Origin of the sequence: Ensifer sp. LC384, assembly GCF_001695865.1 — a bacterium.
In the GTDB taxonomy this organism is placed as follows: domain Bacteria; phylum Pseudomonadota; class Alphaproteobacteria; order Rhizobiales; family Rhizobiaceae; genus Ensifer.
In genome coordinates this window covers 1-14,884 of record NZ_MBST01000045.1, presented here as the reverse complement: position 1 = coordinate 14,884, position 14,884 = coordinate 1, and the positions used below count along the sequence as shown (strand labels likewise).

The 14,884-nt window shown below is 62.5% G+C and carries 12 protein-coding genes and 1 pseudogene; 2 read left to right on the top strand and 11 right to left on the bottom strand.

What is annotated here, in order from left to right; translation table 11 throughout:
* Nucleotides 1-99 precede the first annotated feature (99 nt).
* The 9 genes from mgrA to BC363_RS25290 all read right to left on the bottom strand — a co-directional run bounded on the left by mgrA (nt 100) and on the right by BC363_RS25290 (nt 10,954).
* On the bottom strand, nt 100-1,128 hold the full coding sequence (gene mgrA / locus BC363_RS25330) for an L-glyceraldehyde 3-phosphate reductase (RefSeq protein ID WP_065779886.1): 1,029 nt from the start codon (nt 1,126-1,128) through the stop codon (nt 100-102).
* Nucleotides 1,129-1,246: 118 nt separating this feature from the next.
* Complete coding sequence (locus BC363_RS25325) at nt 1,247-2,425, bottom strand: Gfo/Idh/MocA family oxidoreductase (protein ID WP_065779884.1); 1,179 nt, start codon at nt 2,423-2,425, stop codon at nt 1,247-1,249.
* A gap of 15 nt (nt 2,426-2,440) precedes the next feature.
* Complete coding sequence (locus BC363_RS25320; RefSeq protein WP_065779882.1) at nt 2,441-3,202, bottom strand: sugar phosphate isomerase/epimerase; 762 nt, start codon at nt 3,200-3,202, stop codon at nt 2,441-2,443.
* A 75-nt stretch (nt 3,203-3,277) separates the two neighbouring features.
* Nucleotides 3,278-3,973: a D-lyxose/D-mannose family sugar isomerase gene (locus tag BC363_RS25315; RefSeq protein WP_065779880.1), complete on the bottom strand. Its 696-nt coding sequence runs from the start codon at nt 3,971-3,973 to the stop codon at nt 3,278-3,280.
* Between the two features lie 6 nt (nt 3,974-3,979).
* Nucleotides 3,980-6,454: a glycoside hydrolase family 2 protein gene (locus tag BC363_RS25310; protein ID WP_065779878.1), complete on the bottom strand. Its 2,475-nt coding sequence runs from the start codon at nt 6,452-6,454 to the stop codon at nt 3,980-3,982.
* A 91-nt stretch (nt 6,455-6,545) separates the two neighbouring features.
* A complete protein-coding gene (locus tag BC363_RS25305; protein WP_065779876.1) occupies nt 6,546-7,637 on the bottom strand; it encodes an ABC transporter ATP-binding protein in 1,092 nt (363 codons plus the stop codon).
* A gap of 4 nt (nt 7,638-7,641) precedes the next feature.
* On the bottom strand, nt 7,642-8,568 hold the full coding sequence (locus tag BC363_RS25300; protein WP_161952495.1) for a carbohydrate ABC transporter permease: 927 nt from the start codon (nt 8,566-8,568) through the stop codon (nt 7,642-7,644).
* 19 nt (nt 8,569-8,587) lie between these two features.
* Nucleotides 8,588-9,496, bottom strand: a complete 909-nt coding sequence (locus BC363_RS25295; protein WP_065779872.1) for a sugar ABC transporter permease — start codon at nt 9,494-9,496, stop codon at nt 8,588-8,590.
* 222 nt (nt 9,497-9,718) lie between these two features.
* Nucleotides 9,719-10,954, bottom strand: coding sequence for an ABC transporter substrate-binding protein (locus BC363_RS25290; protein WP_065779870.1), 1,236 nt, complete (start codon nt 10,952-10,954; stop codon nt 9,719-9,721).
* A 470-nt stretch (nt 10,955-11,424) separates the two neighbouring features.
* On the opposite strand from BC363_RS25290, the gene BC363_RS25285 reads away from it, so the two are divergent.
* Both BC363_RS25285 and BC363_RS25280 read left to right on the top strand, forming a co-directional pair.
* A complete protein-coding gene (locus BC363_RS25285) occupies nt 11,425-12,483 on the top strand; it encodes a LacI family transcriptional regulator (protein ID WP_065779862.1) in 1,059 nt (352 codons plus the stop codon).
* Nucleotides 12,484-12,617: 134 nt separating this feature from the next.
* Nucleotides 12,618-13,064, top strand: coding sequence for a GNAT family N-acetyltransferase (locus BC363_RS25280; protein WP_065779859.1), 447 nt, complete (start codon nt 12,618-12,620; stop codon nt 13,062-13,064).
* Nucleotides 13,065-13,155: 91 nt separating this feature from the next.
* Here the strand turns inward: BC363_RS25280 and BC363_RS25275 are convergent, their stop codons facing one another.
* Together BC363_RS25275 and BC363_RS25270 are read right to left on the bottom strand one after the other, a co-directional pair.
* Nucleotides 13,156-13,722 carry a dienelactone hydrolase family protein gene (locus tag BC363_RS25275; RefSeq protein WP_065779857.1) on the bottom strand — a complete coding sequence of 189 codons (567 nt, stop codon included), beginning with the start codon at nt 13,720-13,722 and terminating at the stop codon, nt 13,156-13,158.
* Nucleotides 13,723-14,007: 285 nt separating this feature from the next.
* Nucleotides 14,008-14,884, bottom strand: a pseudogene (locus tag BC363_RS25270) (NADP-dependent phosphogluconate dehydrogenase); the annotation flags it as partial.

Here is a 14,884-nt window from a genome sequence, read left to right as displayed (position 1 = left end):
CAGAAGGCGCCTTCCGGCGCCTATTCGACTTTTGTCTAATGCGCCGGAAAGCTGTGTTCTTTGCCTAAAATCAAGGCAAATCAATGTTTTCAGCCAAACTCAGCGCTCGGCCGAAGAGGCCCAGAGATTGACGTCGGCCTCGCGCGCATAAAGGTCGATCTCGGCCAGTTCCTCCGCCGTGAACGAGTCATTGTCTAGCGCCTTGACGCAATCGACGATCTGCTCGGAGCGGCTGGCGCCGATCAGCGCCGAGGTGATGCGCCCGCCGCGCAGCACCCAGGCGAGCGCCATCTGCGCCAGCGTCTGGCCGCGCTTTTCGGCAATACCGTTCAGCTTGCGGATGTTGTCGATGATCTCAGGACGGATGAAATCCTTCTTGAGGAAGTGGTTCTGCGCCGCGCGGCTATCCTGCGGAATGCCGCCGAGATACTTCGTCGTCAGCATGCCCTGGGCGAGCGGCGAGAAGACGATCGAGCCGATGCCGAGATCTTCGAGCGTGTGGACGAGGCCGTCGTCCTCGATCCAGCGATTGAGCATGGAATAGCTCGGCTGGTGGATCAGGCAGGGCGTGCCAAGGTCCTTCAGGATCGCGGCCGCCTCGCGGGTGCGCTGCGAGTTGTAGGAGGAGATGCCGACATAAAGCGCCCGGCCGGACCGCACGATATGGTCGAGGGCGCCGCAGGTTTCCTCCAGTGGCGTATCCGGATCGAAGCGGTGCGAGTAGAAGATATCGACATAGTCGAGGCCCATGCGCTTCAGGCTCTGGTCGCAGGACGCGATCAGATACTTGCGGCTGCCCCACTCGCCATAGGGACCCGGCCACATGTCGTAGCCGGCCTTGGACGAGATGATCAGCTCGCCGCGCAGATGCGCGAAGTCCGTGCGCATGATCTCGCCGAAGGCGGTTTCGGCGGATCCCGGAGGCGGGCCATAATTGTTGGCGAGGTCGAAATGGGTGATGCCGAGATCGAAGGCGGTGCGGCACATGTCGATCTTGCGATCATGCGGCGTGTCGCCGCCGAAATTGTGCCATAGCCCGAGCGAGATCGCCGGCAGCTTCAGGCCGGACCGTCCGACGCGGTTGTACTTCATGGTGTCGTAGCGGTTTTCCGCCGGCTGCCAGGTCATCGCAATTCCTCCGCGAGCAGGTCCCGATGGCGACAAGTGTCCGCCATCCTGCAAATGAGAAAGGTTTCCGCGGCTGCGGAAACCCCTGTTCACAAACGTCTAAACTGGTCCGGCGCGGCTATGAAGCAGCAGCGGCACGATTTCCCGATATTTCTTCCAGCGGCTCGATGAGCAGCGCCCGCGCCTCCTCGATCCCGAGCGCGGCCGGCTGGGTGCAGGTGGTCGACAGTTCGATGAACCGCCCTTCCTCGCCCGACTTCAGGATCGATACCATCACGTCGACGCCGTGCAGCGCCCGGTCGAGCGAGCAGCGGGCATCGCGGCCTTCGAGAATGGCGATCGCCATGTCGGCAAGGCCGGCAGTGCGGTAGTTCGCCATCGGGCCCTGCGGGTGTTCCTGGTTTTCGACGGCAAAAGGATGATCCCACATTTCGAGCGGCTGGATATCCTTGTCGCGGCCGCTTGCTTCCACCTTGCCGCCGAAGAAGTTGGGATCGGGCACGAAGATCGAGCCTTCCGTACCGTAAAGCTCCATGTTGGCGTGGCGATGCGACCAGACATCCCAGCTCGCCGACAGCGTGATCGTCGCGCCGTTCTGGAACTCCAGCAGCGCATGGATGTTGGTCGGCGTCTTCACCGGAATGACCTCGCCGTTGCGCGGCTCGCTGGTGATCGTGCGCGTGGGGTTGGCCATGGACGACAGCGCCGCGACGCGCTTCACCGGGCCGATGAGGTTGATCAGGTTGGCAATGTAGTAAGGCCCGAGATCGAGGATCGGACCGCCGCCCGGCAGGAAGAAGAAATCCGGGTTCGGATGCCACATCTCCATGCCCGGGCTGAGCACATGGCAGGTGCCCGACGTGACGCGGCCGATCTTGCCGGCGTCGATGTAGCTGCGGGCAAGCTGGTGCGCACCGCCAAGGAATGTATCGGGGGCGCAACCGACCGTCAGCCCCTTGGCCTTGGCGATAGCGCGCAGCTCCTCGCCCTGGGCGAGCGACAGCACCAGCGGCTTTTCCGAGTAGACGTGTTTGCCGGCCTCGAGAATGCTCTTTGATACCGGGAAATGCGCATCAGGGATGGTCAGGTTGACGACGATGTCGACATCCGGATTGGCCAGAAGCGCCTCGATGCTCTGGGCTTCGACGCCATACTCAGTCGCGCGCGCTTCAGCCGCCGCCGGATTGATGTCCGCGCAGGCAATGACCTTGATGCCCCTGAAAAGGGGAGCAAGCTTGAAATAGGTGGTGGAGATGTTGCCGCATCCGATGATGCCGACGCCAAGTTCCTTGGTCATGGATCTACCTGTTTTTCAGTAGGATTGGATGGAGGCGAGCGAGCGCTTGGCAAAGCGCTGGAAATCGCTCGGATTGTCGTGTTCGGCGATGAAGTAGCGAGCCTTGGTGCCCGAGAGCGCCTGGAACAGGCCCTTCCAGTCGACCGTGCCTTCGCCGACATCGGCCCAGCCGTCCTCGTCCTTCTTCTCGCCAGTCGGCGCAATGTCCTTCACGTGCACGGCGGTGATCCGGTCGGCGTATTTCCTGATCCAGGCGATCGGGTCGGCGCCGCCGCGGATGATCCAGGCGATATCGGCTTCCCAGGAAAGGTCCGGCCCGCCCCCAAAGATCAGGTCCTGCGGAATGCTTCCATCCGGCAGGGCGAAGAATTCGAAATCGTGGTTGTGCCAGCCGAAGATCAGGCCGGCATCGCGATAAGGCTTGCCGGCCGCCTGCAGTCGCTCTCCGAAAGCGCGCCAGCCGGCAGCGTCGGTCGGGCGATGCTCCGGCAGGAGATAGGGGCAATAGATCGCCCGGATGCCGAGCGCCTTGGCGATTTCCAGCACCCGCGCCGGATCGCTCTCGAGCATATCAAGGCCGAAATGCGCTGTCGGCATCGCCAGGCCATTCTCGTCGAGGCCATGCTTGAAGCTGGCGATCTCCGCATCGCTGAGCGCTGCATAGAGCGCGCCATAGCCTTCGACCTGGCTGTAACCGGCCTCGCCGAGCGCCTTCAGCACATCGGCGAAGGGCGGGAAGTTGCGGGCGCTATAGAGCTGGAAACTGACGTCTTTCATCGAAAATCCTCCTTGGGAAATCATCGTGATCGGTCTGAACGGTAAGGGCGGAACAAGAACCGCCCGCGTTTGTTGTCATCCGGCCCTGAGCCAGCCGTCGTAGTCCGACACCAGCAGATGGACGGGTGCTGCATCCTCCTCGATCGCCGAGAAGCGACCGACGGGTTCGCGGAAGTAGTTGTCGGTCAGGTCGTCGTTGACGGTCGAAACCTCGCCCATCAACACGTCGCCGTCTTCTGCCCAGAAAGCGTGCCAGTTGCCGGGCAGCAACGTCACGCTTTCGCCGGGCAAGAGCTTCAGCAGATCGCCGGCCCTCAGCCTTCTCAGCCGCGCATCGGTCGCCACCTCGACACCGCTTTCCTCGTCGACGGTGCCGTCGGAGCGCGAATTGTACATCTGCAGGACCAGCGTTCCGCCGCCGCGGTTGATGATGTCCTCGGTCTTGACAGCGTGGCGATGCAGCGGATTGACTTGGCCGTTACGGGTAATCATCAGCTTCTCGGCATAGACCATGCCCTGCCCCGTCTTCAGATTGGAAGCATCGCCGTTGCGCAGCGTGAAGAGCACGAGACCGAATTCGTCGAAACGACCCTTGCCGTAATCGGTGATGTCCCAGCCGAGACGGGCATCATAGATCGTCGGGCAATCGGAAGCGACGCGTGACTTCATTTCTTCAGGCGACCAATAGGCAAAGGGCGGAAGCACGAAGCCGAAGCTCTTCATGAAGGCATCGCTGCGGGCGATGATGTCGTTGACGTGGCTGCGTTTCATGGTGGGTCACCCCTTTCCCTGGCAGGATTCGAGATCGAAGGCGGCAAAGCGCGGCAATGTGCCTCCGGCAAGCGGTGTTTTCGGCGTGAAGCGAATGACCTTCGTTTCGCCGGCGGTGAGATCGAAGGCATTGTCGGAGTAGCGCCCGGCGACATCGGCCTCGATCATCACGTGCAGCGCCAGGCCGCTCGCCGTGACCGAAACATCGTAGCTGCCGTCGCCGACCGGCAGGACCTCAAGCGAAAGCCCGGAGGGCTGAAGGTCGAGCGCCTTGTAGGTGCCGGGCACGTGATGCCCCGCGCCGCGCATGCCGTTCGACGCCTCGAAGGACCAGAACAACAGCGCGTTTGCGGGAATGTCGCGCGCCGCGATGCTCACCAGCGTTGCCGCCCGGTCCGGCGGGCAGGTTCCGGCTGCCGCCATCAACGGCGTGCGCACGCCATCGAGCGTGACGACGAAGGCCTGCAGCTCCACCGTCACCGGCGCGGCCGTGTCATTGACCATCGAAAAGGCAATTTCCTTGCCGTCGGCGGATGGGATCGCCGCGACGGAAACAGGCTGGAAGAAGCGCCGCACCATGTAGTGCATCGCCTTCCAGCTGCCGCCGTAATCGAGGCTCGACCAGGAGGCGACCGGCCAGGTGTCGTTGAGCTGCCAGTAGAGCGTGCCCATGCAATGGGGCTTCAGCGAGCGCCAATAGTCGACAGCGGTGCGGATCGCCAGGCCCTGCTGGACCTGGCTGAGATAGACGAAACTCGGGAAATCCTTGGGGAAGCGGAAATAGCGAAACATCGTGCCGGCGATGCGCTCGTTGCCGCCGACATTCTTCTGGTGGCTCTCGATCACGGGCGCGGCGATGTTGAGGTCCTTCTCCGCCGCGAACTGCCGGATCACCGGCATCGAGGTATAGGACTGGAAACCGAACTCCGAGCAGAAGCGCGGGCGCACGGCGCGGTAATTGTCGAAGGATTTGTTCTCGTGCCACACCGACCAGTAGTGCATGTCGCCGGAACCGTCCGAATGCCAGGCATCGCCAAAATCGAGATAGCCCGACGCCGGGCTCGACGGCCACCACAGCGCCTCCGGCAAGGCCGCCTTCAGTGCCACCTCCACCGTGCGGTTCAGCCGGTCGTAGGAAACGAGATAACGGTCGCGGTCCTTGCGCGGCTCGTCGAACCAGGTGAGCGCGCCGACCAGCTCGTTGTCGCCACACCAGAGCGCGATCGACGGGTGGGACGACAGACGTTTGACCTGATAGTCGACCTCGGCTGCGACATTGTCGAGAAAATCGGGCGTCGAGGGGTAGAGGTTGCAGGCGAACATGAAGTCCTGCCAGACCATCAGGCCCAGCCGGTCGCAGAGATCGTAGAACCAGTCCGGCTCGTAGAACCCGCCGCCCCAGACGCGGATCATGTTCATGTTGGCGTCGACCGCCGAGGTGAGCAGATCCTCTACGCCCTCCTGCGTCACGCGCGACATCAGCGCATCGGCCGGGATCCAGTTGGCCCCCCGGCAGAAGATCTCGCGGCCGTTGACGCGAAAGGCAAAGCGGCTGCCCGCCTCGTCCCTATCGGTCAGAAGCTCGATTGTGCGGAAACCGATCTGGCGGCTCACCTGCTCCTGCGGCACTTCCACCGTCAGCATCGAAAGGTTCTGTTCGCCGCTACCGGCCGGCCACCAGCGTTTCGGGTCGCTGACGGTAAAGACATGGGTGATGCGGGTCTCGCCGGCACCGACGGCGCAATCGAGCCGCTCCCTCTGACCGTCGAGCGAAAAATGAACCGGGACGATGCCGGGGCCGTCGGCAAAGAGGGTGACAGTTACCTGCAGGTCGACCGAGCCGTCGTCGAGCCAGACCTGCCGTGTCGTCACATGCTCGATGCGGGCGATCTCTAGCCGACGCAGGGCGAGTGTGCCGTAGACGCCGAGCGGCGCGATGGCGATGTTCCAGTCCCAGCCGAAATGGCACTGCGGCTTGCGCAGCATGTTGCCGTTGGCGATCGGCGAATTGCCCGGATGGTAGGGCACGTAGAAGGGTTGCGCCGCCTGCCGGCGCGCGCCCTCTGTTATCGCGGACGGCAGCACGATGCGAATACGGTTCTCACCGGCAACCAGCGCGCGGGAAACGTCGGGGCGATGGCGGCGGAAGCAGTTGTCGGCCTCAAGCACGGGGCGGTCGTTGACGAAGACCGAGGCGACGGTGTCGATGCATTCGAGGTCGAGATACCAGTAGCCGCCGAGATCACCGGCATCGATCGACACCGTGCGCTCGATCACCCAGTCCTTGTGGGCCACCCACTGCACGTCGTCCTCGTTGCGGCCGGCATAGGGATCGTCGATGACGCCGGCCTTCTGCAGCGCCGTGTGCACGTCGCCCGGCAAGACCATGGTGGTCGCGTGGTTTCGATCGCCGGAGGCGAGCTGCCATTCGCCCGCCAGGTTGAGATGGACAGCGGTTCGGTTCAGATCCTCAGAGAGCATTTCCATATTCCGTTGATCGCCGGCGACAGTGCCGGCATGCCAGTGTGTCGAAACGCGCCGGATGATGGAAGCCGGCGCGTTCCCTCGTTGCTCACAGACGGTTTTCGCTGACCGCGTCGAAGATCGAGGCGACCGCCATGTCGAAGGAGAGCGTGACCGCCGTGCCCGGCTTGTAGCGGCGCTGGCCGGCGATGCGCACGGACATCGACTGGCCGGCTAGCTTCAGCCAAAGCAGGTTGTCGGCGCCCATCGGTTCCTCGATATCGACGACCGCCTGGTGCGACGGCTGGCGGCTCAGCGCCTCGTCGACACGCACATGCTCCGGCCTGACACCCAGGACGACCTTCTGCCCGTCCCGGAAAGGTCCGCGCGACGGATAGGCGGACACGTCGAAATCGACACCATTGGCATGCACGAAGGCCCGCTCATCCCTCAACTGCAGCTCGCCACGGAAGAAATTCATCGACGGCGAACCGATGAAGCCGGCGACGAACAGGTTTTCCGGCGCGTTGTAGATCGTCATCGGGTCGGCAAGCTGCTGGATGACGCCGCTCTTCATCACCGCGATGCGATCGGCGAGCGTCAGCGCCTCGATCTGGTCGTGGGTGACGTAGATCATCGTGTTCTTCAGCGATTGATGCAGCCGCTTGATCTCGACGCGCAGTTCCGAGCGCAGCTTGGCGTCGAGATTCGACAGCGGCTCGTCGAACAGGAACACGTCGACATCGCGCACCAGCGCCCGGCCGATCGCCACGCGCTGGCGCTGGCCACCGGAAAGTTCGGCCGGCTTGCGCTTCAGCAGCGGCTGGATCTGCAATATTTCGGCGGCACGGCTGACGCGCTTGTCGATCTCGGCCTTTTCCACCTTGGCGACCTTCAGGCCGAAGGACAGGTTCTTCTCCACCGACATCTGCGGATAGAGCGCGTAGGACTGGAACACCATGCCGATGCCGCGGTCCTTCGGCTCCTCCCAGGTGACATTCTTGTTCTTGATGAAGATCTGGCCCTCGCTGACATCCAGGAGGCCAGCGATGCAGTTGAGCAAGGTCGACTTGCCGCAGCCGGACGAGCCGAGTAGAACCAGGAATTCTCCGTCCTTGATGTCGAGGTTGAGCGTGTCCAGCACCGTGACGGCACCGAAGCTCAACGACAGATCCTTGACCGATACGCTGACGTTTTCCATGCCCTTACCCTTTCACTGCGCCGGCGGCGATGCCGCGGACAAATAGCCGCCCGGAGACGAAGTAGACGATGAGCGGAACGGCACCGGTGAGGATGGTGGCCGCCATGTTGACGTTGTATTCCTTCACGCCCTGCACCGAATTGACGATGTTGTTGAGCTGGACGGTCATCGGGTAGTATTCCGGCCGGGTGAACACCACGCCGAACAGGAAGTCGTTCCAGATGCCGGTGACCTGCAGGATCATCGCCACGACGAAGATCGGCATCGACATCGGCAGCATGATGCGGAAATAGATGGTCCAGAAGCCCGCGCCGTCGACACGCGCCGCCTTGAACAATTCCTCCGGAAGACCGGCGAAATAGTTGCGGAACAGAAGCGTCAGGATCGGCATGCCGAAGATGGTGTGCACGATGATCAGGCCGGTCAGCGAGCCATAGACGCCAAGCTCCCTGAGCACGATGACGATCGGATAGATCATTACCTGATAGGGAATGAAGGCGCCGACGATCAGGATGGTGAAGAACAGATCGGCGCCCTTGAAGCGCCAGTTTGCCAGCGCATAGCCATTCACCGAAGCAATCGCGATCGACACGATCGTCGAAGGGACGGTGATGCGCACCGAGTTCCAGAAACCGCGCGAAAGCCCGTCGCAATTGAGGCCGGTGCAGGCGCTCGACCAGGCCTTGGCCCAGGGCTCGAAGGTGATTTCGAGCGGCGGCGCAAAGATGTTGCCGAGCCGGATTTCCGGCATGCCCTTCAGCGACGTCATGACCATCACGTAGAGCGGCAGCAGATAGTAGAGCGCCACGACGATCAGCGTGCCGTAGATAATGATGTTGCGCGGCGAGAGCGCCCGGCGCGGTTTGCGTCCCCAGGGCCCCGATAGGGCAACCGGGTCCTTTTCGGCCTCCGGTTCGATGCCCGCGGCAATAGCGTTGAAAGCGACGATCTCAGGCACGCTTGCGCCCTCCCCCAAATTCGAGATAGGCCCAGGGCACGATGATGATGGCAACGGTCACGAGCATCATGGTCGAGGCCGCGAAGCCCTGGCCGAGATTCTGTGCCTGGAACATGTAGTCGTAAACATATTTGGCCGGCACTTCCGAGGCGATGCCCGGGCCGCCGCTCGTCTGCGCCACCACAAGGTCGTACACCTTGACGATGCCGCTTGCGATGATCACCAGCGTGGTGATGAAGACGCCACGCATCATCGGAATGATTACCAGCAGATAGGTCTTCCACATCGGGATGCCGTCGACGCGGGCAGCCTTCCAGATATCCTCGTCGATACCGCGCAAGCCCGCGAGCATCAGGCACATCACAAGGCCGGTTCCCTGCCAGAGGGCCGCAATCAGGATGCCGTAGATGACGATGTTGGAGTTGTAGAGCGGGTCGAAGGCAAAGCTCGTCCAGCCGAGCGAGCGCACCACCGACTGGATGCCGTATTCCGGATTGAGCAGCCATTGCCACACGAGACCCGTCACGATGAAGGACAGCGCGAAGGGATAGAGCATGATCGTGCGGAAGGTGTTTTCGAAGCGGATCTTCTGATCCATCAGCGCCGCCAGCAGAAAGCCGATCACGAGACTGAAGATCAGCGAGAAAAAGCCGTAGATCACCAGGTTCTGGACTGAGATCAGCCATCGTGGCGCCGCCCACAGCCGCTCGTACTGGTCAAGGCCGACGAAGGAAAGCCGCGGCAGCAGCTTGGAATTGGTGAAGGAATAGACCACCGTCCAGACCGTGCCGCCGAGAAAGATGACCACGGCCGTCAGGATCATCGGGATAGAAGCCAGCTTCGCATTCAGGTTCCGCAGCCACTGGTTCGGCCGACCCGAACCGCGTGTGTGACCCGCCATGTTTCGTTCCTCCGGAACTGCATTGGATTTCAGATGGCGGGCAGCATCGACGACGGCGAATGTGCCGCTCCTCGATGAACCACCTCGCCACGTTGAAGCCACTCCCCAGATGCGCGCCCCGCCAGGCGAAGCCGCGTCGCTCCGGCACGAGCGTTTCGTGCCGCAAGGGAGCCTTGGCCGGCCCCGCCCCTTGGCGGGACCGACGGAACAAGGAAGGCTCAATCAATCCGCCGAGGCGATGATGTCGGCAAAGCGCTTCTGCGCATCTTCCGGCGTCATGGAGGGGTTCGCGAAGAACTCGGAGAAGAGGTCCTCCTTCTGTTTCTGGCTATCGGCCGACAGAAGCTGGTCGGTGCCCTGGATCACGTTGCCCTTGGCAAGAATATCCAGGCCCTTCTTCATGCAGTCGTTCGCGGCGGCGAGATCGACGTCCCCACGCACCGGCAGCGAACCCTTCTTCAAGTTGAATGCGACCTGCGTCGCCGGATTCAAGAGAGTCGACGCCAGCACTTCCTGCGCCTTGGACTTTTCCTCGTCCTTCAGCAGCGGGAAGTAGAAGGCGTCGCCGCCGGTCGAGATCACCTCGTTGACGCCGAGACCCGGCAGGCAGGTGTAGTCGGTTCCGGCCTTCTGGCCGGCGAGCTGGAACTCGCCCTGCGCCCAGTCGCCCATGATCTGGCCGCCGGCCTTGCCGGTGATAACCATGTTCGTCGCCTGGTTCCAATCCTGGACATTGGTGCCCTTGGACATGCGGCGCGCATCGTCGGCAGCCTTGAAGACCTTGGCGATCTCCGGTCCGGCGGCTGCCTCCTCGTCCTTGTCGCCAAAGACCTTCTGGAAGGTGTCCTTGCCGGCAATCGCCACCATCAGGACGTCGAAAGCGCCGGCTGCCTGCCACGGCTGCCCGCCGACGGCGAGCGGCACGATGCCGGCCTTTTCGAGTGCCGGGGCCGCAGCGACGAACTCATCCCAGTTCTTCGGCACGTCGACGCCCGCCTGTTTGAAGGCGGCGTTCGACAGCCAGAGCCATTGCCAGGAATGGATGTTGACCGGCGCGCAGTAGATCTTGCCGTCGATGGTGCAGGAATCGAGCAGGCTTGCCGGCTTGATGATTTCCGTCCACTTCTCCTTGGTGGCGATATCGGTCAGGTCACGCATCAGCCCGGCCTCGACAAGCTCCTCAGCCTGGCGACCGTGGTTGAACTGCGTGGCTGCCATCGGATCGCCACCGGTGATGCGGCTGACCATGATCGGGCGAGCCGTACCGCCGGAGCCGGCAATCGCACCGTCAACCCAATGGTTTCCGGTTGCGTCGAATGCCTTGGCCAGCTCGGCGACAGCAGCCGCCTCGCCGCCCGATGTCCACCAATGGGTTACTTCAAGATCGGCCGCACTTGCTGCACCAAGCGGCAGCGCAACCGTCACCGCCAATGCGGCTGCGAAAGAACGTAAATTCATGAGTCTCCTCCCTCACTGTAACGTTACCGTAAAAAACTTAGAGGAAACGATCCCGGTCCGCAACTCCCACCCCAATGAATTTAAATAGAAACATTTGTTACAACCCAGGAATGCATAAGAAGACATCGAAGAGGAGCGAGATCTTCACGATAGACCCATGAAAATGAGATACTTCAGGTCTCTATCTCGCTGATTTTGAAGGTTATTGCAGAGATGAACGGCCATTTTGCTGCATGTGCTCTCTCGCAAGCGCAAAATGCTAGCCGCTAGGCGGAGCACTCAACCAGAGTGTTTCATTCGCCGCAGCGCAGCAACAAAAACGCTCGACAGCGCTACTGTATCGTTACAGATTTGTATTGGCGCCGCGGGCCCATAGCGGGATAGCTCCCCGTCACATTTCGTATATAAGGCGGTGAAGTGACGCTAAATGGGACGGCTGGCGGCAATGGCAAGGGCGGGCGGGTAAGGCGATGGACAGCAAGACGAAAAACAGACCGCTGACGCCGCCGCCGGATGGCGGCAGGCCGACGCTGAAGACGATCGCCTTCATGACCGGGCTCGGCATCACCACCGTTTCCCGTGCCTTGAAGGATGCGCCCGATATCGGCGCCGAAACCAAGGAGCGCGTGCGCCTCGTCGCCAAGCAGATCGGCTACCAGCCGAACCGCGCCGGCGTGCGCCTGAGAACGGGCAAGACCAACGTCATCAGCCTGGTGCTGACGCTCGATGAAGAGATCATGGGCATCACCAGCCCGATGGTCGTCGGCATTACCGAGGTTCTCGCCGGCACGCCCTATCACCTGGTCGTCACCCCCTATAGCGCCACCAAGGATGCCCTGGCGCCGATCCGCTATATCCTCGATACCGGTGCCGCCGACGGCGTGATCATCTCGCGCACGGAACCGCACGACCCGCGCGTGGCGCTCCTGACGGAGCGCGGCCTGCCCTTCGTCACCCATGGCCGCACCGAAATGGGTGTCGTCCACCCCTATCACGACTTCGACAACGAGCGTTTTGCCTATGAGGCTGTGCGCGAACTGGTGGAGCGCGGCCGCAAGCGCCTGGTGCTGCTGGAACCACCGCCGCATTTGACCTTCTACTCCCACATGCGCGCCGGCTTCGAGCGCGGGCTTCGCGACTTCCAGGCGGATGCAGTCAGTTTCCATCATATCAACATCGATCACACGCTGGTCGAGATCCGCGACGCCTTCGAAACGCTGATGCGCTCGGACGATCCGCCAGATGGCATCGTATCGGGCAGCGGCTCGGGCGCGATCGCGCTGATTGCCGGGCTGGAGGCCGCCAACAAGACGCTTGGCAAGGATGCCGACATGGTCTCCAAGGTGCCGAGCGATTTCCTGCGGTGGCTTCGTCCAGAGGTGGTGACCATGTACGAGGACATCCGGGTTGCCGGGCGCGAACTCGCCAAGGCGGTGATCGGCCATATCGACGGCCAGCCATCCGAGACGCTGCAGAGCCTCAGCCAGCCTGAGTTTCAGTCCGCCGTACAGGTGTCGATCAAGCGTTAGCGGTTGGTCGCGCGATGCCGGCTTGTGGTGCTTACGGCACCATCGCAAATCAGTTTGTTGCCCCAGCAGCAACCTGTGGACGCATCGATATCAGCGCGCTAGACGACACCCGTGCGCGCAGCAGGGGGTCCGTGATGAACATCGTCGTCAGAAAAGCCAGAGCCGAAGACGTCGAGGCGATTTTCGACATCCGCACCAGCGTTGTTCAAAACCACCTGTCGCGCGAACAACTGTCGGAGATGGGCATCACACCTGCAACACTGGTCGAGATGCTGGCGGCCGACGTCGGCGTCTGGATCGCCGAGGTCGACGGTACCCCCGCCGCATTCTCGTCGATCGACGACGAAGACGGCTGCGTCTTCGCCCTCTTCGTCAACCCTGATTTCGAAGGGCTCGGGCTTGGAAGGTTGCTGCTGCAAGAGGCGGAAACCGCCCTCTTCCGCAGTCATGAGACGATCTGGCTCGAAACCGACGGACGCGACGGCATCCGCGCCAACGGCTTCTATCGCAAGCACGGCTGGATCCACGTCGACACGATGGCAAACGGCGACGTTCGGTACGAGAAACGTCGCCCCAAGTAGAGCCCCCACCGGCATTCGGGCTCGTCGGCGGGATCGCTATGGCTTCGCAGAGGGGCGCTTCCCCGCGCTCCGGCGAGCGACGAAGTTGCGCCTAAAGGGCGTCGAGGAAACGCTCCACACGGCTCCAGGTGAGGCTTGCCGCCTCGGCATCGTAATCCGGCAGGGAAGCATCCGTATAGAGGTGCCCGACGCCAGGATAGGTGAAGGCTTCAAGCGCGATCGTCGACCGGTCGGCCACCGCCCGCCATGCCGCAACATCCTCCGCCGGCTCGTAGATATCCGGATCAGCCAGATGCAGTTGCACCGGAACCCCGTCGCGGGCATTGCCGGGGATTTCGACGATGCTGTGCAGCAGCAGAACGCCGGATGTTTCCGGCCGCTTCGCCCAAAGGTGTGAGGCTATCGCCGCGCCGAAGGAAAATCCGCCGAGCACTGCTGACGCCGGCTGGCCGGCCACCGCCGCTTCCGCCCGTTCGCACAGCGTCCGCCAGCCGATCTTATCCTTCAGTGCAAAGCCATCGTCGACCGAGCCGGCAACCTGGCCCTCGTAGAGATCTGGCGTGATCACATCGTGGCCCGCTGTCCGCAATCGCGCCGCAGCGTCGCGCTCCAGCGCGCGCAGCCCGTAGATGGAATGAAACAGGATCACTATGGCCATCGATATGCTCCTCGTGCCGGTTGCCGTCGCCGGACCTGAAATACTATGACGTGCATTTCGAGACAATGCCGGCCGAGGATTACTGCATAATTCCTTAAATCGGAATCGATTAAGGAGAAAATTATGCAGCAAGTTTAGGCTGTTACAGCGTCCTTAGCGCGTCATATTTGACGCGCGGCGCTGTAATGGCCCTGCACGTCCCTCCGGTGCCGAAGCGACAGCATATACCCCAAACGAAAAGGGGCGACCTAAGCCGCCCCGTTCGAATTTCCGATCTTTGCTCGCTCAGGCGTTGAGGCCGCTGCCCCACGGGCCATGGTGGCTGTCGGCGCCATCGACGCGGTCGAAGCCGTGGGCGCCGAAGAAGTCGCGCTGCGCCTGGATGACATTGGCCGTGCCGCGACCGCGGCGGTAGCTGTCGAAATAGCCGAGCGCCGAGGCCAGCGCCGGTGCCGGCAGGCCGCCAAGGGCTGCGGCCGAAACGACGCGGCGCAGTGCCCCATCGGTTTCCTTGACCATGGCGGCAAAGGTCGGCGTGACGATCAGGTTGGCGGCATCGGGCGCCTTGGTGAAGGCGGTGGTGATTTCATCCAGGAACTGCGAGCGGATGATGCAGCCGGCGCGCCAGATCTTGGCAATCGTCGGCATCGGCAGCGACCAGTCGAATTCCTTCGAGGCGGCGGACATGACGGCGAAGCCCTGCGCATAGGCGCCGATCTTGGCGGCCAGCAGCGCGTTTTCCAGGTCCCTGATGAAGGCGGCCCTGTCGGCGACCGTGAACGCGCCGACATCGGGCAGGCCAAGGATCTTCTCGGCGGCTTCGCGCTCGTCCTTCGCCGACGAGATGCTGCGGGCGGCAACGGCCGCTTCGATCGCGGTTGCCGGAACGCCCATGTTCTGCGCTTCGATCACCGACCACTTGCCGGTGCCCTTCTGGCCGGCCTTGTCGAGGATCAGGTCGACGATCGGCTTGCCGGTCAGCGGGTCGGCTGCCTTCAGCACCTTCTCGGTGATCTCGATCAGGTAGGAGTTGAGGCGGCCCTTGTTCCAGGCGCCGAACACCTCGCCGATCTCGCCCGCCGTCATCTTCAGGCCGTCGCGCAGGATGCCGTAGATCTCGGCGATCATCTGCATGTCGGCATATTCGATGCCGTTGTGGATC

Excerpts from the sequence above, each read along its gene's own strand:
- mgrA (WP_065779886.1), bottom strand. The coding sequence starts at position 1,128 with ATGACCTGGCAGCCGGCGGAAAACCGCTACGACACCATGAAGTACAAC.
- BC363_RS25325 (WP_065779884.1), bottom strand. The coding sequence starts at position 2,425 with ATGACCAAGGAACTTGGCGTCGGCATCATCGGATGCGGCAACATCTCC.
- BC363_RS25320 (WP_065779882.1), bottom strand. The coding sequence starts at position 3,202 with ATGAAAGACGTCAGTTTCCAGCTCTATAGCGCCCGCAACTTCCCGCCC.
- BC363_RS25315 (WP_065779880.1), bottom strand. The coding sequence starts at position 3,973 with ATGAAACGCAGCCACGTCAACGACATCATCGCCCGCAGCGATGCCTTC.
- BC363_RS25310 (WP_065779878.1), bottom strand. The coding sequence starts at position 6,454 with ATGCTCTCTGAGGATCTGAACCGAACCGCTGTCCATCTCAACCTGGCG.
- BC363_RS25305 (WP_065779876.1), bottom strand. The coding sequence starts at position 7,637 with ATGGAAAACGTCAGCGTATCGGTCAAGGATCTGTCGTTGAGCTTCGGT.
- BC363_RS25295 (WP_065779872.1), bottom strand. The coding sequence starts at position 9,496 with ATGGCGGGTCACACACGCGGTTCGGGTCGGCCGAACCAGTGGCTGCGG.
- BC363_RS25290 (WP_065779870.1), bottom strand. The coding sequence starts at position 10,954 with ATGAATTTACGTTCTTTCGCAGCCGCATTGGCGGTGACGGTTGCGCTG.
- BC363_RS25285 (WP_065779862.1), top strand. The coding sequence starts at position 11,425 with ATGGACAGCAAGACGAAAAACAGACCGCTGACGCCGCCGCCGGATGGC.
- BC363_RS25280 (WP_065779859.1), top strand. The coding sequence starts at position 12,618 with ATGAACATCGTCGTCAGAAAAGCCAGAGCCGAAGACGTCGAGGCGATT.
- BC363_RS25275 (WP_065779857.1), bottom strand. The coding sequence starts at position 13,722 with ATGGCCATAGTGATCCTGTTTCATTCCATCTACGGGCTGCGCGCGCTG.